Genomic DNA, 22,311 nt, shown 5'->3' with positions numbered 1-22,311 from the left:
ATTATTCAACGTATTGAATCGTTTCCAAGAACACTTCTCTTATGGACTTTAAATCAGTGACAGATTGAATCATAGCATGTAGGAAAATCCGGATAGTTCTCCCATTCCCTTCACGAAGAGGATGCAACATATTTAATTCTGCTTTACAGTAAGCTAAACGATCCGCAGCTTCATTCAGTGAATTCCAATGAGGTTCCTCTTATAACTCCATAAACAAGTCACTTGCATAGCTATTCAAGAATTGAACTTGACAGAAACGAGTAGCACCTTTCATGAGTTGAACATCTCTAAAGTCCCCTGCAAACGGGTAAATATCTTGAAATAGATAATGATGCAACTCTTGAAACTTTTTCAAGCTAAATGATTCGAATATGAAATCGTTTTGTTCCAGTGCTATTGCACGAAGAGAAAACGCCAATGCTTCTGCTCTTTCGAGTTCTTTATGAGAATTAATCTCCAATAAATTGTGTCTTATTAGGTAATCATCATTTTCTTCATCATTATACTTTCCCATGCCGCAATATATCCTTAATTAAAGTAGGGGTAATTGAAGTCTTTGTATTTATGAGTTCTAAGACTTTTTCCTGCATATCAGAAGAAATATTTAAATTTTCGAGATGAAGATTATGCATCACTCGTTTAAATTCTTTTGAGTCCAGATCCAATGCCTTCATATAAACAACCCCCTTATCAGTATAACCTTACCTTATATTATACAGTTCTAATTGGGTAATTACTAATTAGACGTATGACCCAATCCTTCTTACGGGATCGTATCCGATTGCTGGTTGAACAACCCATTATCTAAAAACACTATCAATCTTTAGTAAGTTCCATAGTTCTTTTATTTGTTTCCCATCGAGAATAACTTTTCGAAGTAAATCCTTGCTGTCTTCTCCTATAATTTCACTTGCGGAATCATAGAACTTCCAAAACATAAATCTACCTGTTCCAGCACCCATATAGTAATTTTCATTTTTATAAACAAAATGAATCTCTCTTCCTGCATCTAAATCTTCAAGAAATTCCTCGTAGCTGTAATCCATTCGTTTGAGCTCCTTTAAATAGCCCAATATAGGGATTGGGTGCAAAACTCTTATACAAGAATCGCACCCATTGTTAAATAAACCACTATTCCGTTGTCTTTGATATGTCTATATAAGGTTTCAATTCTATTGTAAAAAAACCTCAATACATTGTTTCTTAAAAATTACTCCCCAAGCGACTGGTACTCTGCTGCAAGGCCTCTTTGAACGCCTGGTCGTTTCGCAATGCGATGAGACCATTCCAATAGATGAGTATATTCATCCATGTTTAAAAATTCATAAGAGCCTTCATACAACTTTCCTAAAGCTAAACGTCCGTACCAAGACCAGATCGCAATATCTGCAATGGTATAAGTGTCGCCAGCAATATAAGAACGCTGAGCTAATACTTTATCTAGTAAGTCTAATTGACGTTTCGTTTCCATAGTAAAACGATCAATTGGGTATTTCATTGGCTCTGGCGCATAAGCGAAAAAGTGACCAAATCCTCCACCAACATAAGGACCCGCCCCAATTTGCCAGAAGAGCCAATTAAGGGTTTCTGTCCGTCCATGTATATCTGTCGGGATCAGTTTATTGAATTTCTCAGCCAAGTAAAGCAAAATCGATCCTGATTCAAAAATTTCCAAACGCGGACTTTGACTTTGATCGACTAAGGCTGGGATCTTAGAATTAGGATTGACCTTGACGAAATCCGAACCAAATTGTTCCTCGGCTCCAATATTGATTTCATACAAATCATAATCTGCACCATCGACATCCAACTCTTTTAATTCTTCCAGCATAATCGTCACTTTAATTCCGTTCGGTGTTCCGAGTGAATAGAGTTGGAACGGTGCCTCTCCGACCGGTAGTTTTTGTTCAAAACGTTCACCGGCTGTCGGACGATTTCCCCATCTATTTGAATTCTCTTCTTCCCACTTCCACACGGTTGATAATTCATATTTTGTCATCTGAACACTCCTCCTACTATTTATTTAGTAATTCCATCATACTAACAGTACAAAATTATTCCTAATATTTAGTCTATCAGCTTGTCGTTATGAATCTTAAACTTTGCTTAGAAATAGGTAACTACGTAAAATTCTTCAACAATCTCAATGAAAAGATGACTGTTTTCTAGCTATAGAATGGCTAATGATATAAAACATTGTCAGGATGATCGCACTAATACTTGGATACCCTATATAAACTGCCAGACTCGTATGTTCAACTAAAGTAACTTCTCCCCATTCAAGCCATAAACGCCAACCCATTCCAACACTGATTAAAATTATACAAATCGTAAAAACAAACCATTTTCTATCTTTAAATAAACCTACGAATATGTTTGCTATAATGAAATACATTACTAATGTCAAAACCATAAAAAACAAACTAAACCCTCTCTGACCTGGAATTACAAACGTAAACGATATTCCCGATAGGAAGAGAAGGTTTAAAGCTGCAAATATCAGGAATGTATTTCTTGATTTTCTTACTTGGGTATAAAACTGTTCTCCTAACAAGGGCTTACCTCCTCCCTTTGTCTAACAAAATTGCCCGATTTTGCAATACTAAGCGCAGATCTTCATTCAAAAAAGGCACGCTTTAGTTATACATAAACACTCACAAAATCATTGATCCGATTGATGTGCCATACTAATCCACTGATGCATTTGAATATATAATTAAGTTGATTTTAATTGTCTGTTTTTAGCAGCAAACAAAAATCCTATTGTAAAAACTAACAACATAATTAAATAGGAAATCATTATAACTGCATTGCCATCAATCGAATTAGTGAAAAATCCTATAATTTTAGCACTAACACCTACAAAGCCAAGAGCATAATCCTGCGATAGTCCAGCAATGAAAAGATTCCTTTTTTCATCCTCCAGTAAAATAAACTGCCAGATATATAAAAGCAATGAGATCATCCATAAACTATTTCCTAATAAAAAGCTTTTCATTTCGGATGTCTCGCTATTCCCAAATTGTATTCCTACATAAAACCAAAAAAATATAGCAACGAATCCCCAAATATATATAATTGAAGTTGTAATGTATAAAAAAATATATGAATCCGTATCAGCTCCAATAGTTAATAAAAGGTTGCTTATTAAACTCACTACAAGAGGAAAGATTAATAACAAAATCAACTTGTACTTCTTGCTCTTTCTCACTTTATCCCCCCATTATCTAGTAGATGAACGTACTATATTCACAAAATGGCCTTATTTTAGCACCAGTACGATTACTCAAGATACAATCGCCCCTTCTCTTATCGGTGACCGAAAAACTTGATAGTTACAGTAGAATTTGTTCATCGTGTCTTCCATGGATTAAACTTGAGATAAATGCAACCAACTTCCAGTATGGATATTTTCATATTTAATCTCTTTGTCAATTATCATTTCAAAATAGTTCGTTTCAGTATTCAATTCAAAAGCTGGGCATTGATCAAATCTAACATCGCCAATAAAAATCGCTCTTACTTTCATTGGATCTTCCTCCTCACAGTGTACATTACAAAATGACACGCTTACTGAACGTCAAAAACTCTTTGGACTTCAATACGATTATACCAAAGATATCCAAATATATTTTAAAAATAAAAAAGCACCGCAAAATGCGATGCTTCACTTACTAGTTCACTATTCACTTCTCAACTAAACGGGTTAGACATAAACCCATTTAGCGTTGTGACACTTTCATAAATCTAACGGTTTGTTCTTCAGAATCATACAACACCCATTCTCTAGAGCCCACTACAGCCCCTACGTTAACAACCGTTCGTGAACCCCTCACTGACATCTCTTCGTTCCAGTTAACCGCTATGTGTTTTCCATCGCTTGTAATGCCTGACCGATGGGTATGTCCGTGAAACACTACGCGTGATTCTGGAAGATGCTCAGCAAGCCACGCCGCCGCTTCGTTATGTGGCCATTGGTGGCCATGGATGATGATTGCCTCATCTATCTTCAAAGTCTCCGGTAAGTCGTTCAAGAAGTCCCGTTTAGGTTCTGTTTGCTTAGTCAGCAACAGAATGCGTTGTTCTTGATTGCCGTAAATTGAAGGAAAAATGAATAGCTCATCGATGCCATCCGGATGTCTGATCACTTCTTCGACAGTAGGATAAATCTGGCCATGAAGGTCTTTTTTGCTGACCGTGCATTCGTATAAATCACCCGTCCCAATAAGAGTCGCTTCAGGTGCTTCATTAGCAATTTGCGCCAGTACGGCTTGCAAATCTTCTTTTGATGAATGAATATCTCCGAGCAATGCGAATTGCATCTTGTTTCAACCCCTTATTGCGGTTTCGATCGGTGCGTCGTCTTTTGAAATCCAGTCGCTGAAACTACCTACATATAGTTTTACATTTGGATAGTCCAGTTCTTTAAGTGCTGCGAATAAAGGGGAAGCCGTTACACCACTGCCACAGTAGACGATGACATCGTCTTCAGGTGACACAACTTGTTGTAATTGTTCTTTCGCTTGCTTCACGTCATACTGTCCATCTTGCTTTAATTGTTCCCAATCAAAGTTTCGAGCTGTCGGTATATGGCCAGCTTTATGGTAGAGCGGTTCTTTTTCTCCGCGATAGCGAACTTCAGAACGTGCGTCGACAAGTTGTGACGCTTGATTGCCCGCCACCACTTCTTCGACTTCACTTCTACTTGCATATAGGTGATCTTGCCACTGCGGTTCCACTGTTGAGCGTGCAGGCGTAACAAAGTCACTTGTTACGTCTACGATTTCGCGTAATTCAGCATACCCTTCTGTTACGACGTGCACATTCGTGAATCCTCCATATTGCAACATCCACCAAGCACGTGTTGCAAAAGGATTCCCACCATCGTCGTAAATCAAAATTGCATCTGTACGTTCCAGTCCACTTTTACGGAATAGCTCAGTCAACTGTTCAGTAGAAGGCAACGGATGACGTCCACCTTCTACTGATGTGCCCGATAGATCTTCCGCTAAATCCCAATGAACGGCGCCTTTTACGTGTTCTTTTTGATAATCAAGTTTGCCACGTTCTTCATCTTGCAATGAAAAGCGCGCATCGATCCATTTCGCATGACTTGTCTCTATATCGTGAATAGATACGAATACTTGTGTCATTGAACCAGCTCCTCTTGACGGATTTTTTCATACGTTTTCTGCCATTGCTCTAGCTGCTCTGAACCATCAAGCAATGTACGCTCCGATTCGATTTGTACTAAACTTTCTTGCAATAAATGAACGCGTAATGCTTCTGCTTCATCGTCAATCCATAAGTCTGCCCACTTCTCAATGCGTTCTTTTTGATCACCAAGATAGCTCGACGCATCTTTTTTCAATATTTCTTCCAGCTTCGCTTTCAAGATATCACGATCACCGCGCTCAAAGAACGACTTTTGATTTTTAAATGATTTATTAACTGCACTATATTTCATAGGATCTTCATACGGCGTCTCAAATGACAGCATGTCTTTGTCATTTGGCTCATATGGTGAAGGCACGATCGATTGATCCATTTCGGACAAGGAACGGACTTCCATACGTTGACGTTCTAGCAATTGTTTCTTCATGTACTGGAGAATACGCAAATTCGTTACTTTTAATTCCTGTGTTAAGTCAAAGCCTACCATATTGACTGTTTCCGCCAACGCGATTTTTAATGCTTTATCCGATGAGTTCTTCGCGAACGTGGACGGACTATAGCCTTCTTTAAAGAAATCGCCGAAACGCAAGAAGACGCGTTGTAAAATATAGTAGACAAGTTCACTCAATTCATCTTGAGTGGATTTCACTAAAATCTCACTTGCGCTCTTTTCGAAGCGCTCTTTAATTGCCTTTTCAGCAGTCGCGAGTTCCTCTAGTCTTTCTGCTTTACGTGAACGGTTTTGAATCGTTCTGTCAATTAACGAAGCTAGACGATCAATTGTTTTCGTCGTTTCTTCTTCTAGAGCTTGAACAACTTGCGCGCGTAAATCATGCTCAAGGAATGAATAAAATTTCTCTTCGAAATCGACCATTAATGGATTCGGTTGTTGTGTTAACTTGCCTTCCAATGCTTCAAGGCTTGAAATACCGTGCACTCGTGGATTACGGATTCCAAATTTCTGCAATTCATTCGCAACGAAACCTTTTACTTCTTCGCCTTCTTCTTCATTCGAAGCAAGGTCGATGGCGTTGACAATAAAGAACATTTTATCAAGTTCGAACGCATCTTTTACACGGCCCAACTGAATAAGGAATTCACGGTCGGCACGTGCGAATGCGTGGTTATAGTACGTTACGAAAAGAATCGCATCGGCATTACGAATATATTCGAATGCTACGTCGGTGTGACGCGCGTTGATCGAATCCGCTCCCGGTGTATCTACTAACGTAATACCGTGACGAGTTAACGGACAGTCATAGAAGAAGTCGATCGAATCGACGAAACAACTACGTTCTTCTTGCGCAACAAATTTCGTGAATTCTTCACGCTCTACTGTCAACGTCGTACCAAGAGCAGGCGTATAGAGTGGATACCCTCTCTGGAATGCGCTGATGAACGACTTATGGATATGCAAATTCTCGTCTTCAAGTGGTTGCTTCATCGCAGCATCCGTTTTATTGAAGGCATCTTCAAGTGACGAAATATCGATACCGAGCGCACCGAATGACAATGCTACGTCTTCTGTCATCGTTGCTACATCTTTCAAGTGGATATCTGCCGTATTATGCAAGTGCGTTTCACTCACTGGGCGGATTCGGTTGATCGCAGCGGTTGTCGGGTTCGGTGAAACGGGTAACACTTTCTCACCAATCAACGCGTTAGAAAATGAAGATTTCCCTGCACTGAATGCACCAAACAATGCGACTGTGAATTCTTGCCCTTTTAAGCGATCTGCTTTCGTCATCAAATACGCTGCCGTTTCTGCAAACCCAGGAATCGCTTCAACTGAATTAGCGATGTGCTGTGCATGAATGATAGCTTTTTCCGAATCGACCACTTGACGTTGTTCTTCGACTACTTCTTCTACTTCTTCAGCAGTCGTTTCTTGCACTTCTTCTTTCGCTACATATTCGATCGTTTCAATCTTTTTAGGTTGTTCCCACTTAGCAATGAGTTGATCACGGCCCATACGCGTCGGCGCTGATGGATTGGCGATTTCTTTATCGACCCACTTCATACGTTCTAGCCATTTATTCATTTCTTTCAGTGCATCTACCTTTTCCTGTAACATCGCAATCGTTTCAACAAGTGGTCCTGATTGCTCGCCACCGGATTCTTTCGCGATCACGGACATCTCTTGTTTCCACTTGTCCGTTTTACGTTTATATACTAAATGAATGGCACGTTTCATTTGCTCTGCGTAATTCAAAATAGTTTCGCCTGTAATCACTTCTTGAACATGTAGTTGTTCATCGACTTCGTCAAACGGCAGTGTCAGATCTATATTATCAATCGCAAGTGAACGCTCATCGGTTAAAATTCCTGCTTGTTTCAATGAACTCTTCATCAAAGACTTCATATAAATTTCGATTTGTGTGTGAGCTAAACCTGAAATATTATCCTCTAGCTTTTGACGACGTCTTTCGCGCTCTTCTGCGGTCTTTTTCGCGCCAAATAGTAAGCCGACTTTGAATTTCGGTGACTTTGCTTCCAAATGACCTTTCAATAATTCTCTTGTTTCAAACGGTGCAAGTCCCGCGTTCGATAATAATTCATTGCGTTCTTTCTCGAAATTCACATAGAATTCGTCGCCTGAGACTAGTTCTAAACGTTTTTTCGCATCCTTTAGATCTTGATTTAGCTCTTCAAACTGATCCCACTCGGATTCGCTTAAGATTTCCGAATGGTTCTCTTTCAAATCATCTACTTGTTGCTGAAGATATGTCATATGCTCATCTTTTAATTTCAATAATGATTGTTCGATATTCTGTTCGAAATTTTCTTCACGGTGTTCAATCGAACCATCAACGATCGCTTTGACTTTTTCAAAATCATTATGTGGATGATCCAGCTGCTTCAATGATGTGTAGAAAATCCCTTTTGGCTCTACACCCCATAGCTTGAATGAATCTTCCACCGACTTTTTGAACTCGTCGAATGATAATTCACTGTCACGGTGCTTATCGATCTGATTGATAATTAAGTACACATTACTGTTATAACGCATTAATTCTTTTGTGAAACGGAAATTCATTTCAGATTGTACGTGGTTATAGTCCATCGTATAAAATACAAGATCTGCCAAGTGCAATGAAGACTCCGTAGATAGTCTATGGGCATCATCTGTTGAGTCAACACCCGGTGTATCCATTACCGTAATGCCTTCAGGTAAATTGGATTGTGTATGGCCGATTTCAACTAATGAAACTTCAGCCCCGTCCTTACTGTAGGCTTTGACACCTTCTGAGAAACCATGGCCGCTGAATTTAATGGCACTCCCGTCTACTCGGTGGATAATGGCATAATCCTCATCCGCCTTATGTACCTTTACAATGTTCGCACTTGTCGGAATCGGGCTTGATGGTAAAAGATCATCACCTGTCAATGCGTTGATTGTCGAAGATTTTCCTGCCGAAAAGTGTCCGGCAAAAGCAATCGTATATTCTTTGTCGATTATTTTATTAGCAAGTAACGTCGTTTTTGCTTTACGTTCATCGTCTTCATTATTTGAGAAAATTTGTCCATATGTAGCAGTTTGCTGTAAAAATTCATGGTTTGTAGACATAATCGTCGTCCTTTCAATTTAAACTCATCTCATCATACCATTAATGCGTGAAAAAATAGATAGTTACTTTAGAAGATTGATTATTTAGAGGGCGAAAGCAATAAGTACCTCATTTGCTATAAAACGAAAAATAGATAAACAGGAAGAATCATAAGGAATCATGACAGTATGACTATCTCCGTCAAATTATTCTAGTCTTTTAGGTATGTTTAGTGATATGATTGAACTACTAACGAATTTGTGAAAGGGTGTTTCTTTAGATGGATACAGCAACAAACGTACAAAAAGTTTTGAACGCGACGATTTCATCACTCACTACTGTCGTCCCACTGAAATTCCAAGTCCTCTCTCCCGCCCTTATACAACAACCATACGAACAACGTGAAATCAGTGTATTAATTGGACTGATCGGTGATATCAAAGGCCGTTTAATTGTAGAACCTACTCATTCGATTATTAGCGAAATCGGTCAAGCGATGTTTGGCATGCAAATCGAAGGAGAAATGGCCGAATCCTTCACTGGCGAGCTTGGCAATATGATTGCAGGAAATCTATGTACCGTTTTGGAGAAAGATGAGCTGACGCTAGATATTTCTCCACCTACTGTCATGACGGGCCAAACGAAATTTTATGGCTTTAAACAAGCATTTAAAATTCCAGTTAAATTTGAAGATGACCAGATCCTCAATTTATTGCTTACAATTGACGAAGAACGATAATATAAAAAAACGTGTAGATGCCGGAATAAACTCCGACGTCTGCACGCTTTTTCTATTGTGATCAAGAGAACGGTACAGGGAGTACACGCTCAATGACCGGTAGCAATTCTGTATTCTCAGGTTTCATAAACAAATGAATTGAGCCATGATCATCGCTCGTTCGGATCAATCGACCAATCCCCTGTCGCAAACGCAACAGCATAAAGGGTAGATCGACTTCGTCAAACGGATCTTCCGCGAACTCTCTTCTCGCTTCAAACAATGGGTCATGTGGCGGGAATGGCAAGTCGAAGATGATGACACGTGTCAACGCATCATTCGGCAAGTCCAGACCTTCCCAGAGATGATAGGAGAAGAAAACATTCACTTTGCGTTGCTGGAAATCTTTCACCAATGAGGAGAGTGAACGCTCGCCTTCATACGTCACCATAACGCTCTGTTCAAGCGGTAATTGGTCGTAAGCATCCATCATCGATTGCTTGGAACTAAATAATACCAATGTCTGCTCCTCGACTTCTAATAACTCGGAAAGACGTGTGACATTCTCTTCAGTAGTTCCTTGTTCCAAATGAATTTTCATAACGTTTTCATAATCAAATGGTGAAGCGATGGAGAAGGATTGATAATCGACGATACCTAAACTGTACGCCAAATAATCAAATGATTCCTCAACGGATAGTGTGGCAGACGAGAAGATGATCGGCATAGTCCCCGTAAATAACTTTTCTTTCAAGATAGACGTTACAAGTCTTGGCATAATAAGTAATGTACTTTCGTCACGTCGATTTTCAAGCCAATCCACTGCGTCATTGTCGCCAGCAAACAATTCCATGGAATAAATATATTGCTCCAAATACTCTTCAACAATTTTTAAATCATATTCCGGAATGACATACAATTCACCTTCAAAGACAAACTCTTCAAGCAGTTCATGAGATAATGAAACAGCAGTTGCAGCGAGACTCATCATTTCTTGGTTCTTTTCGATTGTCAGGCGCTCATTGTCATTTTCAATTGCATTCGTTTTCAGTTGGGTGAAAAATAGTTCATGTGTTTCAAGCAATTGCTCCATTAGTTGCAATGTTTTCTCACGAATTCCATCGACCATAATACGCTCCAGCAAATTGATAATCGTTTGCTCTTGCACTTCATATGTCAATGCACGCTGAGCGGAATACTCAAGCAAATGTCCTTCATCAAAGACCACCATCGACACTTCAGGTAATAAAGGTAACTGCCCTTGTCTGACGCGCGATTCCTTAGTCCACAAATGTTCCATATAAAAGTCATGCGAGCAAATGATCAAGTCCGCAGCTTCGCGGTAATGATTACGATGAATAGTTTGCCCACAACGGTTACGAATATCACAAGCCGCACACTGCATGATCGGATGATAATTGATCATTTCCCATTCTTCATCAGCCAAATAAGGATAATCCGAACGCTCACCGTAAGGATATACCGACTGCAATGAACGCTCGGCATGAACGAATTCCGGTATTTGATCTTCAACCAAATCGACAAAATCTTCATTCGTCTTCATGCTAGTTTCTTCTAGACGCTTCAAACAAATATACTGATTGCGTGCTTTAGCTAAACGGACGTCCACTGTCATATTCAGAGCCGTACTCAATTTTTGAATATCGCCTTCTTCTTTGATCAATTGATCGATCAGTGTTTCATCTGCACAGGAAATTACAGCTGGCTTCCCTGTATAACGCGCATAGGCAATAGCTGGCAATAAGTACGCAATCGTTTTTCCCGTACCTACTCCCGCTTCCGCAAGCAACACATTCTTTTCTTTCAGGGCTTTTTCTATTTGAAATGCCATGTAAATCTGCTCATCACGGCATTCGAATCCTTTTTCTGTTAAATCATCATATAGCGTATCGCCGAGCCAATCGTTGAGAGATTCAAAAAATGTTTGACCTTTATCCAACTCAAATGGAATTTTTGTATTCATACTGACTCCTCCTGAATGCAAGCGAAAGGAAGAGGCATCTCTTCCTCTTCCTGCTCGTTTAATTATGAACGTTTTCCCCAGAACTGATACAAATCCGTCCGAATGAATCCGTTGAATAGTTTACGTTTTTTCGTTGCACGTTTGCCGTACATCGTTTCATAGTTTTCAAGTGAAGATAAAATATATACGGACCATGATGGATATTGTGTCATAATCTCACCAAGAACTTCTGCAATATCTTCTGCTTCTTCCACTTCACCGAGTCGTTCACCATACGGTGGATTGGCGATCAAGACGCCGTTTTCTCCTTCAAGTCTCAAGTCACGCACGTCCCGTTGCTCGAATGAAATCAAATCGGTGAATCCTGCTTCCATCGCATTACGTTGTGCCACAGAGACGATGTTGTGATCTACATCAAACCCGCGAATATCAAGTTGTAAATCATACTTCGCAACGTCTTCTACTTCTTCGCGAATACGATCCCATACATCCGCTTGCATCCATGGCCACTCTTCACTTAAGAACGAACGGTTATAACCTGGAGCTAGATTTTGTCCAATCATTGCCGCTTCGATCGCAATCGTACCCGATCCACAGAACGGGTCAACAAATGGACGGTTCGGGCTCCATTTTGAAAGTTTAACGAGTGCAGCAGCTATCGTTTCTTTCAATGGTGCATCCCCTTGAGCCAAACGATAGCCGCGTTTATGCAAGCCTTGACCACTTGAGTCTATCGTCAATGTTACGGTATCTTTTAATATAGAAACTTCTAATTTAAACAGCGGACCTGATTCGCTTAAGAAACCAGTACGTTTATAGGCGCTATTCAAACGTTCCACTATAGCTTTTTTCACGATTGCCTGACAGTCAGGTACACTGAATAATTTGGACTTGACGGATTTACCAGACACAGGGAACGCCGCATCTACTGGCAAGAACTCTTCCCATGGCAAAGCTTTCGTGCGTTCGAATAACTCATCAAATGTGAAGGCTTTAAATTCGCCCACAATAATTCGTACTCGGTCGCCCACGCGCAACCACATATTCGCTCTTGCGATTGCTTCTTCGTCTCCCGAAAAATAGACTTTTCCGTTCTCTGTCTGACATTCATAGCCAAGATCTTTTATTTCAGATGCTACGATGGATTCGAGCCCCATGGCAGCGGTTGCTACTAAATTGTATTTACTCATGTTTCAACACTCCATTCTCTTGTTTCGGTCAATATGTCCCTTCTATCTGTAGAAAGGTATATGTATACGTTCGCTTCTATAAAAAGAAAAACTCTCCCAAAACTGTAGGAGAGCAAATTGTAAGATAAATGCCATAGAATATTCTGTAAGCCATGTTTTGTTCTTCGGTACTCAAACGGCTCGCGCCTCGTACTTGAAGTGGTAATCATCTATCTACAGACAATTGCCTGTTCCTTCCTCCATTGAATTCTTTCGGAAGAACGCCCCTACCATAATTTGGGTTTCTCACTCGTGGGGTTTACCCGTTCCACTCGACATGTTTCCATGCCGACTACGTCACTGTGGCACTTTCAGAGAATCTAGTCCATATCCGAAGACTTAGGAGTTATTCCCGCCATCAATGCAAATGCATTGCCCCGGCTTATTTTTTCACCGAGCACGAACACTACGGTCATCTCAGATCCGTGTGAGCATGGACTTTCCTCTACAACCGAAGTTGCAGCGATTACCTGAATACTCTCTATGGCACTCCTGAGTATACACCAGAACTCGAATTTACACAATGGATTCGTTTGGAAAGTGTTAGATTTAATTGTTGTTGTGAAATGTTACCGAAATGGAAAGTGAGTTGAGAGTAGTTTTGAATTGAAGCCCCTGCATACTCCTACTTATCAATTCTTCAAATTACATAGTGTAACTTCTGTAATTTAGGGAAATCATCTAGCAGAACTACTTTTTACTGTGTAGAGGAGGGCTCTTATATGAAGGAAAACAAAGATGAGATTGTTTTACGTGGATTACGAGAGAATAATTTGAAAAATATAGATATAAATTTACCAAAGGAACAGATAACGGTGTTTACCGGCTTGTCGGGATCGGGCAAGAGTTCGGTAGTGTTTGATACGCTGGCAACGGAGAGTAGACGGCAAATGACATTGAATTACCCACTCTACGTACGAAACCAAATGCCTCGTTATGAACGACCGCGTGCTGATTTAATGCAGCATTTGAGTCCAGTTATCGTAGTAGAGCAAAAGCCGGTTGGAGATAATACTCGCTCAACAGTTGGGACGTATATGGACATTCATCCATTGATTCGTCTATTGTTCTCGCGTATCGGTACACCCGCAATCGGTTCGGCTACAGACTTCTCTAATCAAAGTTCATTCGGTAAATGTCCGCAATGTAATGGCTTTGGCGAAGTAGTGTATCCTGATTTGCATAAAATTATCGACTTGGACAAGTCGCTTCGAGAATACGCTGTGAAGTTTAAGCCGTTGTCGCCTTCTGGATGGCAAGGTAGATGGATGATGACAGGTGGGTTATTCGATCCCGACTTATCGATTAAAGAATACCCTGAAGATCAATATAATTTATTGATTTATGGACCTCCTGAAGGCGAAAGAGTGTTTGCGCCATTCCACACGAAAGATGGTCCGCATGATCATGAGTGGGATGGATTATTGCCTAGATTTGTACGTCTCTATATTAATCGGGATATTACGAAACTTAAACAAACGTCACAAGAAGATGTGCTGGCGGTGTCGACGCATACATTATGCCCTACTTGTGACGGTTCAGGATTAAATCCAGAAGTGTTGAAATCTAAAATTAACGGTTTCAATATTGCTCAATACGATAAATTGGAATTAACAGAGCTTTTGCCCGAACTGCAAAATATATCTGATCCCCTTGGCGAGTCTATCGCACGACAGGCAATTCCCAATGTACAACAACTGATTGACTTAGGTCTTGGCTATTTGAGCTTGTCTCGAAAAATGGAAACACTTTCGGGTGGCGAGGCACAACGAGTCAAAATCGCACGGCATTTAGGAAGTAGTTTAAACAATATAAGTTATATTTTCGATGAGCCAAGCGCAGGTCTTCATCCAGAAGAAGTGGATATGTTAATCGGCATGCTCAAAGGTCTAAAAGCTAACCATAATACCGTCATTGTGATCGAACATGATTTATCCGTTATAAAAGTGGCAGATGAGATTGTGGAAATGGGCCCCGGTGCAGGCGCAGCAGGCGGAGAAATCGTCTATCAAGGCAAGCCCGATGGATTACAGAAGGCTTCTGCATTAACGAAACTCGATCACAAATTAGAAATCAATATGCACCCACGCGAATCAAACGATCATTTCGTCGTGACGAAGGCGAATACTAACAACCTCAAAGATGTATCCATTGATATCCCTAAAAATGTACTTGTTTCTGTCTGTGGCGTCTCAGGCTCAGGTAAAAGTTCTTTATTATTTGAAGCGTTTTCGGCAAAATATCCTGACATCATTAAAGTGAGTCAAGGACGTATTGGGATCTCTAGCCGTTCTACACTAGCTACGTATATGGGAATCATGGATGATATTCGGCAAATCCTAGCGAAAGAAACAGGACAACCCGCAGGACTATTTAGCTTTAACTCGTTAGGCGCTTGTCCTGTATGTGACGGAAAAGGTGTAACTACGCCTGACGTCGCATTTGCGGATCCGGTAACTGTTGTATGCGAAGCTTGCGGCGGATTGCGCTATTCAGATGAAGCCCTTTCCTATGTGTACAAAGGGAAAAACATTGCAGAAATTTTAGAGTTAACAGTAGACGAAGCGAAAGAACATTTCGTTATGCCGAAGATATTAAAAAGAATGGATATGCTGGATGAAGTCGGGTTGAATTATCTTACGCTAGGACAAACGACGAGTTCATTGAGCGGCGGGGAAATACAGCGGCTTAAACTGGCGAGCCATTTACAAAACGAAGGACAAATCTATCTATTAGACGAACCGTCATTAGGATTGCATATGAGTGACAATGGCAAGCTACTGGAACTGTTTCAGAGACTTGTAAACAAAGGCAATTCAGTCATAATCATTGAACATAATTTAGATTTCATCGCAGCTAGTGACTGGGTAATTGAACTCGGTCCGGGCGGAGGAAAACGAGGAGGAACGATTCTCTTTGAAGGTACACCGCAAGAAATGCTTTCTGCTGATACATTGACGGCGAAATGGTTGAAAGATGGTGTCTGATTCTTTACAACTTGAATACTTGAGGTGAGCGCTTTGGAAATACTTCACATCACTACACGGGATCCAGCAGTCCAATCTCTTGGCGCAAAAGATCCAAGACTGAAACAGTTAATATCGCTCATTGGTGATATTGAAGTACCTTTACGAACAGATTATGTATCATCCATAGTGCGATCCATTATCGGTCAGCAAATCTCAGTGAACGCTGCAAGTGCGATCTACGCTCGTTTACTCGATTTACTTGGAGGGCATATAACAGTGGACGGCTTAATCATGACGTCAAAAGAACAGTTGAGAGAAGTTGGCTTGACTATGAGAAAGTCTGACTACGTCAAGGATCTTGCAGACAAAATCGCAAATGGTGATCTTGATCTAGATCACATCGCAACATATGACGATGACGAGATTCTGAAGCAATTAATTCACGTCAAAGGTATCGGTAAATGGACAGCTGAGATGTTTTTGATCTTATCACTTGGCCGACCAGATATACTCGCTGTAGATGACGTAGGAATCCAGCGATCTGCACAGTGGCTGTACGGAGTGGAAAAGGCTGAACGACGTCAACTACTCATTGAGAAATCGCCACTATGGGCGCCTGAACGTTCCATTGCGTCCCACTATTTATGGGAAGCCATTCATCTAGATTTCGTTCAAGAGTTTCAATCGCTAGAAGAAGTCGTCGAAACGAGAAAATGAATACATCGAAAAAGAACCGCCACATTTTACTGTGGCGGTTCTCTCATTACACTATCTAATTTTTACTGCTCAGGCTGAACCAATTTGTCGCCAAATACTTCTCTTTCAAGATTCGCGATGCGCTGAATGATATCAATATTCGTCGTTTGAGGTGCGGGTGTTTGAGAGCGTCTCTGGGATGAATTGACTTCTGACTTCAATCTCGTGTTTTCTTCTTGTAGACGTGCGATTTCTTTTTTGAATGTTTCATAGTCTTGAATGACGTCATCCAAAAACCAGTCTACTTCTTCTTGTTTATACCCTCGAATAGCTTGCTTAAATTCTTTTTCCAAGATCGTTTTCGTATCTAGCTTTAATTCCATGACAAAACGTCCTTCCATCTATGATTCCATAAGGTCATTATAGCATATGTTGTCATTCTTTGTCTTACTGAAAAAGACTATTGTTCTTCTTGTGGCGCTTCTTGCGCTTGCCCAGGAAACAATTTTCTATTCACTCGCATTTCCCGCTTGGCTATCGATTTCTTCATGCGTTGACTAAAACGCATGGTCAATTCATTGGGTTTCTGCAAGAGTTGATCTGCACGTAGTATGCGCTCATATGCGAGCGAGTAATCCTTTATTTGATGTTCATATAGTTTCGCGAGTTCCTCGTAAGCTAGTACTTGTTCTCTGCCAGTACCGTGTGTTGCGACGATTTCAAATGATTGTATGGCTCGATCGAATTCTTTATGACGCTTTAGTAAAAAGCCTAAATGATAATGCGTTATAGGATAACTCGTCCCGTACTCTTTCGCAATTCGTTGAAGTTCCTTATAACTATGATCTTTCAAACCAAGGTCTTGGAACCACTTGGCAATATTTGTTGCGATTTGGGCGTTATGCTGACTAGTTTCATCCATGACAATATCCGTAGACAGACTAAACAGCGTCACCAGCGATAGAATATCCCATTCATTATGCCACATGACTTTCATTAAAATTTCAGCACGGCCGTTTTTTACCGCGTCTTGATAAATAATAGGTGCCATATGGCCAGGTATATCATCCTTCCGATGAAAGCCTAGCTGCGTTCGCTCTACTTCCGTCAACTTGAATGATTCCATCTGTCCTTTCCAAATTCGGCGCGATCCATGTAATAAATCGACTTGATGTGGAACAGGCAGTGGCGGTAATAGTTTCCTATGCATTGACCAACGAGTTTGGAGTTGAGGGAAGTCAAAGCTTTTCCCGTTATAGGTGACGAGAGTGAGTCCTTCTTTCCATAATTCTGACGCATAAAGAAATGCTACTTCATGGTCGGGATTCGGTAAGACGTACTGCGTCATGACGAATTCATCGGATTGTAATTCCAATAATCCAATGAGAAAAATAACAGCTCCCGCGCCTTTTAAACCCGTTGTTTCCGTATCAAAAAACAGAAGCTTGCCCGCATTCGGAGCTAATGGATGCAGATAATCAGCTTCAGACCATTTCATCAACTTTTGCTTTACATCGCCCAAACAAAAATCACCGTGCATCGTATCTAGCGGATAATGAATTACACGCTTGTAGACGACTCCGAATTCATTTTCTATTTTCTCCATGCCCGTTGTCAACCAACGTTTTTCATAACTGGGTGCGGGTGGCGCCTTAAACGTCTCTTCCACTTCTTTAACTACTGTCGTCTTCTTCAACAGCGACTTCATCGCCATTAATTTCTGCTCATATGACATGACGATTCAACTCATCTATCTGTTCCCCTATTTGTTGGCTATCCACTATATGCTGAACCGTTTGTCTATAGAACGGATTCACTTTTATGTTCGGTACATTCTGGTTTATCATACCTTCACCTCAAAAATAATCGTTATTCTCTAAATTATACATGATTTATTTAGTTTTATATGAAATTTGATTTTCAGACGTAAATCAACAAAAAAGCGATGGATCCTGGCAAAGGGATGCATCGCGTGATTTCTTTCTATTACTATTTTTATTAAATGACAATCGCTTCTTTCACCTTTACAGGAACAACTGCCAGTACACGATCAATTAGGAAAGTCCGTTTGGAGTTACGCAAAAAACAATACGCTGTAAATGTTTTACCATGTATAGTCAGTACACGAATTTTCCGTTTGCTAATGGAACCATCTTTTGCTTCATACATCACTTCGAGAACTTCACCATATTGTAATGCCTTTTCTAATGAATACCGCACATTCGTTCCCTCCCTTTATTCAAGTATAAAGAATGTACGTTCGGTTGTAAAGTGTTTTACATTATGTATTCTCACGTTTTTTACCATTCCTACGTGGGTAAATAGAAGTAAAAGGATGTGAGTATATGCCATTCGATTATGATTTGGATTACAGTACGTTAGATTTACGCAAAAACCCTGAATTATATAGAGTCGGCAAAGGAGAACAAGGTGTGTTATTGGTCGAGCCTTATAAAAGTGAAATTTTACCTCACTGGCGATTTAAAACGCCTGAAATCGCAAAAGAGTCGGCAGATCAAATTTGTGAACTCTTTGAAGAATATCGAAAACACGACGACTTTGTTGGCATGGATATGGCACGAAAATTCATTCAAATGGGTTATACCCGCGCACGACGTTATGCGAATCATAAAAGCGGACGAAAGTATAATGACGATGGTACCGTAAAAGAACGCGATTTGGATCCGATCAAGGCAGAATCTGCAAATATTTTCAAAGAACGATGGGATGCTATTCGTGTAGATGAAGATTATATTAAGCGTAAAAAAGCACATCAGAAAGCGTATGGATAATATCCAGTAAAAAGCAGTATATGCTTACTAGGCATGTATTGCTTTTTACTTCGTTAGTTCGTCTATTACTTGACGCTTCTCTTGCAGTCTTGCGCTGTCTAACGGTTCAAGTACTGAATGAGTGAAATGATTCCACGCATAATTGGTCATCAACTGAACGAGTTTTTTCGTTTTATCATCTTCCAAATTACGTGCAATATACAGAAGAGCGTCCAATAAAGCATTGAGAATGCTTGCATCTTCATTACCGTAATAACTAATTTGGCTGAACGCTGCATAAAAATAGTCTTCCGAACTTGGATACGCCGCCACCAAACACGGTTTGTTCTCCTCGGTATACGTCACCGCAATACCCCCTGGTAATAAAGCAGCTCGCTGTAACACTTCCCCTATCGAATGAATGCAGCGGATCGCCGTATTCGGATCGTTGATTCCTGGAGACAGCGCACGCAACGCAATTTCCACAATTTTTTCGATACCGTACTCTACATCTTGTAAAATCGAGCGTTCTTCACCTAATATGAAATGTGATGAAAGATTATCACTAGATAATTCTTTCTGAGAGTACACCGTAGCAATACTCGTATGTGTTCCACAAAATGCACCAATCGGCTTTACTATATCTATGATCGCTTGGTGTTCATTTGCCCATTTCGTCAATTTTTCATATTCGATGTATTGTATGTATCCAAAGTTTCCACTCTTTACTTCACTAACAAAAGTAAAACTCTGTGCGAAGAAAGGTTTCTCTTCGCTCCACACGACGCGATTTTCTTTCATTCCATCCTTTTCACTGTCAAGCGCAGTGAGTACATCATCGGTTAATTCACGAATAAGCCGACTTACTTGAACCGAAGTTCCGACATTATGTATGAAGAATGCGAAGAATGCTAAACAGATCACGGCAATCGCAACTCCGACAGAAGCAGAAATCACTTCATGATTGATCGATGCTTTACGCATGAATAGTAACGACAATATGGTGTAGACAAAGCCTCCCATAAAAATCCCTAACACACGTTGAGTAGATGATTTATTCAAGAAGTTCTGAAGTGCTCGAGGTGAAAATTGTGACGAGTACATCGTCAACACGACCATGATCGTTGAGAACGTGACGGTTGTCATAGTTAACAATGCGCCTGATAACGTACCTAAAATCGTTTGTGCTAAATCCACCGTTGTTCGGAAATAACTAGGTATGTACTCTTTCAAGGCGTTGTTATACTTTGTGTCGACTAAAACCGTGGCTAGCGCAAAAATGGATGCGAGAATCGTATAAATGCTTGGAATAAACCATATACTTTCACGCATCCTTACTACGAAACGCTTGAATATGGACATTTTCTTCACCCCTTGATTACTTTTTTATTGTATTCTGTTTTTCAAAAGGAGTAGCGACTTTTCTTATGTGTCATGATTACACTTGTTGACGATCTAAGATTTCTTTTAATACTACAGCTTGATTATTCTTTTCATCCTTCGCTCCAAACACTAACGTCATATTCTTCTCATGCTCTTTCGTCCAGTCTTTCAATTTCTCTAACTCTTCCTTCTGCTCTTCACTATTCTTTAATTCTTCTTTGTACTTTTTCTTGAATTCATCAAACTTATCGGGATCATGATCAAACCATTGACGAAGTTCTTTACTCGGGCCTATTTCTTTTAACCATTCATCCACATGCGCATCTTCCTTGCTCATTCCACGTGGCCACACACGATCAACTAGAACTCGCAGTCCATCTGCTTTCTTTGCTTCTTCATAAACTCGTTTAATTTGAACTGGCATACAGATCTCCTCCTGTTAGTCTCTCTTATTTCTTTTACCCTAAATTCTATGAATTAACATAGTATGTGCGTTAAAAAATAGTTTGTTAAAAAATGCAACGTCGAGATTCATCTCGACAATATCTTTATTCTTTACTTACTTAAAGTACATTGGTTATTGGTGTACCCAGTAAGGATGAATCCATTTGTCCATTTCGAGTGCATCCGTCGTTTCTTTTTGTGTTGCAGTCGTTTCAATCTGAAACATCCACCGTACCATTTTGAATTTGGAAGATCGGCTTCGTATAATCGATGCGATACCATTTCGTTCTATCAATTTTCATTTTATTATACGAAGAATTCGAAATTAGATACCCTTGAGATTCTAAGCTGTAAATAGTACGCCGAATTTTATTGAGTGACCAAAATGGTATCTCTTCCTTCCAATCCTCGTAAGTTTTGTACACCCACGTATATCCATCCCGTTTATTTTTTGATATGAGTGAACGATAATGCAGATGCTGCAGTAAAAAAGCTTCATTCAATCCCACTTCCAGAACTAAAGTTGTTTGCAATGTAAATGATGGTTCATTGAGTAATAAATACATATAGTTTCCTCCTAATGAAATCAAATGTAGGAGATACATTTTCATCTCCTCATATGCTATATAGAGGCATAATGCGGTAAAGGATACATCAACTAAAAATATTTTTAGGACATGTGATAATTAAGCGTCACTATATGAAGACAAGTCGCATGGAAGCATTCAGTGATGGTGTACTAGCAATCATCATAAGTTAAATGTTAAGTTTCGTATATGTGGGGATCTATTGGAACAACCACCATTTAGTTTATAAATTAAATCGTTTGAACGGTCGTGTCCTATGGAGTAATTTACATTGGTTATTTTGGATGTCGCTCATTCCGTTTTCGACCGCTTGGGTAGGAATGAATCCGTTAGAAGCGGTACCGACATTATTTTATGGTGTAATTCTTTTCCTTTGTGCTGTGTCGTACTTATTTTTACAAAAACAAGTCGTTCAATGCGAAGGCGGCGAATCAGATTTAGCGAAAGAAATAGGTTTTGACTGGAAAGGTAAAGTGTCCATGCTACTTTATATCACTGGGATCGTGTTTGCATTTTGGGTACCGGCTGTTTCGTATACTTTGTATTTAGTAGTTGCGATCATTTGGTTCATCCCAGATAAACGAATCGAAAAAACATTTGTTCAGTAACCAAAAATGGTTGATGTATGTACTATTTAATTCATATAAATGATCTTCTCGTAAACAAGTAGAAAAAACGGGGATACGTTGTAAAGTTTAATGTACAACGAGTATGGAAAGGTTTGGATACGGTGACGGTATCGATATAGACAGCGAGTGATTCAGCAACATGTGGAGAGACATTAAAAAATCGACTTGATTGTCGCCT

At 40.0% G+C, this 22,311-nt stretch carries 25 protein-coding genes and 1 other RNA gene; 5 read left to right on the top strand and 21 right to left on the bottom strand.

Features of this window, described 5'->3' with window-relative positions; translation table 11 throughout:
• Window position 1 precedes the first annotated feature (1 nt).
• The 11 genes from SporoP32a_RS17540 to SporoP32a_RS16200 all read right to left on the bottom strand — a co-directional run bounded on the left by SporoP32a_RS17540 (window position 2) and on the right by SporoP32a_RS16200 (window position 8,743).
• Entirely contained in the window at window positions 2-130 is a 129-nt protein-coding gene (locus SporoP32a_RS17540; RefSeq protein ID WP_085428863.1) for a hypothetical protein, read from the bottom strand.
• 69 nt (window positions 131-199) lie between these two features.
• Window positions 200-514, bottom strand: coding sequence for a hypothetical protein (locus SporoP32a_RS16240; protein WP_085428862.1), 315 nt, complete (start codon window positions 512-514; stop codon window positions 200-202).
• Entirely contained in the window at window positions 501-674 is a 174-nt protein-coding gene (locus SporoP32a_RS16235; RefSeq protein WP_085428861.1) for a Zn-dependent hydrolase, read from the bottom strand. The genes SporoP32a_RS16240 and SporoP32a_RS16235 overlap by 14 nt, the downstream gene beginning before the upstream one ends.
• Window positions 675-800: 126 nt before the next feature.
• The gene (locus tag SporoP32a_RS16230; RefSeq protein WP_085428860.1) at window positions 801-1,046 is read right to left on the bottom strand and encodes a hypothetical protein; all 246 of its coding nucleotides are present in this window, start codon (window positions 1,044-1,046) and stop codon (window positions 801-803) included.
• A 164-nt stretch (window positions 1,047-1,210) separates the two neighbouring features.
• Window positions 1,211-1,999, bottom strand: a complete 789-nt coding sequence (gene yghU, locus SporoP32a_RS16225) for a glutathione-dependent disulfide-bond oxidoreductase (protein ID WP_085428859.1) — start codon at window positions 1,997-1,999, stop codon at window positions 1,211-1,213.
• A 144-nt stretch (window positions 2,000-2,143) separates the two neighbouring features.
• Window positions 2,144-2,554 (bottom strand): ABC transporter permease, encoded by a 411-nt coding sequence (locus SporoP32a_RS16220; RefSeq protein WP_085428858.1) that lies wholly within the window; start codon window positions 2,552-2,554, stop codon window positions 2,144-2,146.
• A 162-nt stretch (window positions 2,555-2,716) separates the two neighbouring features.
• Window positions 2,717-3,211, bottom strand: a complete 495-nt coding sequence (locus tag SporoP32a_RS16215; RefSeq protein WP_085428857.1) for a hypothetical protein — start codon at window positions 3,209-3,211, stop codon at window positions 2,717-2,719.
• Window positions 3,212-3,370: 159 nt separating this feature from the next.
• Window positions 3,371-3,529 (bottom strand): hypothetical protein, encoded by a 159-nt coding sequence (locus SporoP32a_RS16960; protein ID WP_157130003.1) that lies wholly within the window; start codon window positions 3,527-3,529, stop codon window positions 3,371-3,373.
• A gap of 193 nt (window positions 3,530-3,722) precedes the next feature.
• Complete coding sequence (locus SporoP32a_RS16210; RefSeq protein WP_085428856.1) at window positions 3,723-4,322, bottom strand: metallophosphoesterase family protein; 600 nt, start codon at window positions 4,320-4,322, stop codon at window positions 3,723-3,725.
• Between the two features lie 6 nt (window positions 4,323-4,328).
• On the bottom strand, window positions 4,329-5,153 hold the full coding sequence (locus SporoP32a_RS16205) for a sulfurtransferase (RefSeq protein WP_085428855.1): 825 nt from the start codon (window positions 5,151-5,153) through the stop codon (window positions 4,329-4,331).
• On the bottom strand, window positions 5,150-8,743 hold the full coding sequence (locus SporoP32a_RS16200; RefSeq protein WP_085428854.1) for a dynamin family protein: 3,594 nt from the start codon (window positions 8,741-8,743) through the stop codon (window positions 5,150-5,152). The genes SporoP32a_RS16205 and SporoP32a_RS16200 overlap by 4 nt, the downstream gene beginning before the upstream one ends.
• Window positions 8,744-9,003: 260 nt before the next feature.
• Here SporoP32a_RS16200 and SporoP32a_RS16195 point away from each other — a divergent pair, with 260 nt between their 5' ends.
• Window positions 9,004-9,462 (top strand): chemotaxis protein CheX, encoded by a 459-nt coding sequence (locus SporoP32a_RS16195; RefSeq protein WP_085428853.1) that lies wholly within the window; start codon window positions 9,004-9,006, stop codon window positions 9,460-9,462.
• A 61-nt stretch (window positions 9,463-9,523) separates the two neighbouring features.
• Here the strand turns inward: SporoP32a_RS16195 and SporoP32a_RS16190 are convergent, their stop codons facing one another.
• The 3 genes from SporoP32a_RS16190 to rnpB form a co-directional block, all read right to left on the bottom strand.
• The gene (locus SporoP32a_RS16190; protein ID WP_085428852.1) at window positions 9,524-11,425 is read right to left on the bottom strand and encodes an ATP-dependent DNA helicase; all 1,902 of its coding nucleotides are present in this window, start codon (window positions 11,423-11,425) and stop codon (window positions 9,524-9,526) included.
• A gap of 62 nt (window positions 11,426-11,487) precedes the next feature.
• On the bottom strand, window positions 11,488-12,615 hold the full coding sequence (locus tag SporoP32a_RS16185; protein WP_085428851.1) for a THUMP domain-containing class I SAM-dependent RNA methyltransferase: 1,128 nt from the start codon (window positions 12,613-12,615) through the stop codon (window positions 11,488-11,490).
• Between the two features lie 141 nt (window positions 12,616-12,756).
• Window positions 12,757-13,132: RNase P RNA component class B (gene rnpB / locus SporoP32a_RS16180), an RNA gene on the bottom strand.
• Between the two features lie 244 nt (window positions 13,133-13,376).
• Between rnpB and SporoP32a_RS16175 the strand changes: the two genes are divergently transcribed.
• Window positions 13,377-15,641, top strand: a complete 2,265-nt coding sequence (locus SporoP32a_RS16175; protein WP_085428850.1) for an ATP-binding cassette domain-containing protein — start codon at window positions 13,377-13,379, stop codon at window positions 15,639-15,641.
• Window positions 15,642-15,674: 33 nt separating this feature from the next.
• Window positions 15,675-16,340 (top strand): DNA-3-methyladenine glycosylase family protein, encoded by a 666-nt coding sequence (locus tag SporoP32a_RS16170; RefSeq protein ID WP_232319557.1) that lies wholly within the window; start codon window positions 15,675-15,677, stop codon window positions 16,338-16,340.
• Between the two features lie 62 nt (window positions 16,341-16,402).
• Here the strand turns inward: SporoP32a_RS16170 and gpsB are convergent, their stop codons facing one another.
• The 4 genes from gpsB to SporoP32a_RS16155 all read right to left on the bottom strand — a co-directional run bounded on the left by gpsB (window position 16,403) and on the right by SporoP32a_RS16155 (window position 18,539).
• Window positions 16,403-16,720, bottom strand: coding sequence for a cell division regulator GpsB (gene gpsB / locus SporoP32a_RS16165; RefSeq protein WP_232319556.1), 318 nt, complete (start codon window positions 16,718-16,720; stop codon window positions 16,403-16,405).
• Between the two features lie 59 nt (window positions 16,721-16,779).
• Window positions 16,780-18,054, bottom strand: a complete 1,275-nt coding sequence (locus SporoP32a_RS16160; RefSeq protein WP_085428848.1) for a ribonuclease H-like domain-containing protein — start codon at window positions 18,052-18,054, stop codon at window positions 16,780-16,782.
• Window positions 18,044-18,166, bottom strand: a complete 123-nt coding sequence (locus tag SporoP32a_RS17390; protein ID WP_257788341.1) for a hypothetical protein — start codon at window positions 18,164-18,166, stop codon at window positions 18,044-18,046. Before SporoP32a_RS17390 ends, SporoP32a_RS16160 begins: the two co-directional genes overlap by 11 nt.
• A 151-nt stretch (window positions 18,167-18,317) precedes the next feature.
• The gene (locus SporoP32a_RS16155) at window positions 18,318-18,539 is read right to left on the bottom strand and encodes a transcriptional regulator (RefSeq protein WP_085428847.1); all 222 of its coding nucleotides are present in this window, start codon (window positions 18,537-18,539) and stop codon (window positions 18,318-18,320) included.
• 125 nt (window positions 18,540-18,664) lie between these two features.
• Here SporoP32a_RS16155 and SporoP32a_RS16150 point away from each other — a divergent pair, with 125 nt between their 5' ends.
• Window positions 18,665-19,111: a DUF4385 domain-containing protein gene (locus SporoP32a_RS16150; RefSeq protein ID WP_085428846.1), complete on the top strand. Its 447-nt coding sequence runs from the start codon at window positions 18,665-18,667 to the stop codon at window positions 19,109-19,111.
• A gap of 45 nt (window positions 19,112-19,156) precedes the next feature.
• Here the strand turns inward: SporoP32a_RS16150 and SporoP32a_RS16145 are convergent, their stop codons facing one another.
• The 3 genes from SporoP32a_RS16145 to SporoP32a_RS16135 form a co-directional block, all read right to left on the bottom strand.
• Window positions 19,157-20,452, bottom strand: a complete 1,296-nt coding sequence (locus SporoP32a_RS16145) for a DUF2254 domain-containing protein (RefSeq protein WP_085428845.1) — start codon at window positions 20,450-20,452, stop codon at window positions 19,157-19,159.
• Between the two features lie 76 nt (window positions 20,453-20,528).
• Window positions 20,529-20,897, bottom strand: coding sequence for a DUF488 domain-containing protein (locus SporoP32a_RS16140; RefSeq protein ID WP_085428844.1), 369 nt, complete (start codon window positions 20,895-20,897; stop codon window positions 20,529-20,531).
• Between the two features lie 232 nt (window positions 20,898-21,129).
• Complete coding sequence (locus SporoP32a_RS16135) at window positions 21,130-21,483, bottom strand: hypothetical protein (RefSeq protein WP_085428843.1); 354 nt, start codon at window positions 21,481-21,483, stop codon at window positions 21,130-21,132.
• A gap of 194 nt (window positions 21,484-21,677) precedes the next feature.
• On the opposite strand from SporoP32a_RS16135, the gene SporoP32a_RS16130 reads away from it, so the two are divergent.
• Window positions 21,678-22,112, top strand: a complete 435-nt coding sequence (locus SporoP32a_RS16130) for a TMEM175 family protein (RefSeq protein ID WP_232319555.1) — start codon at window positions 21,678-21,680, stop codon at window positions 22,110-22,112.
• Window positions 22,113-22,311: the final 199 nt, after the last annotated feature.

It is taken from the genome of Sporosarcina ureae, assembly GCF_002109325.1.
GTDB lineage: Bacteria > Bacillota > Bacilli > Bacillales_A > Planococcaceae > Sporosarcina > Sporosarcina ureae_C.
Note: the sequence above shows the minus strand (reverse complement) of the source record. Positions and strands in the feature narration are given on the sequence as shown.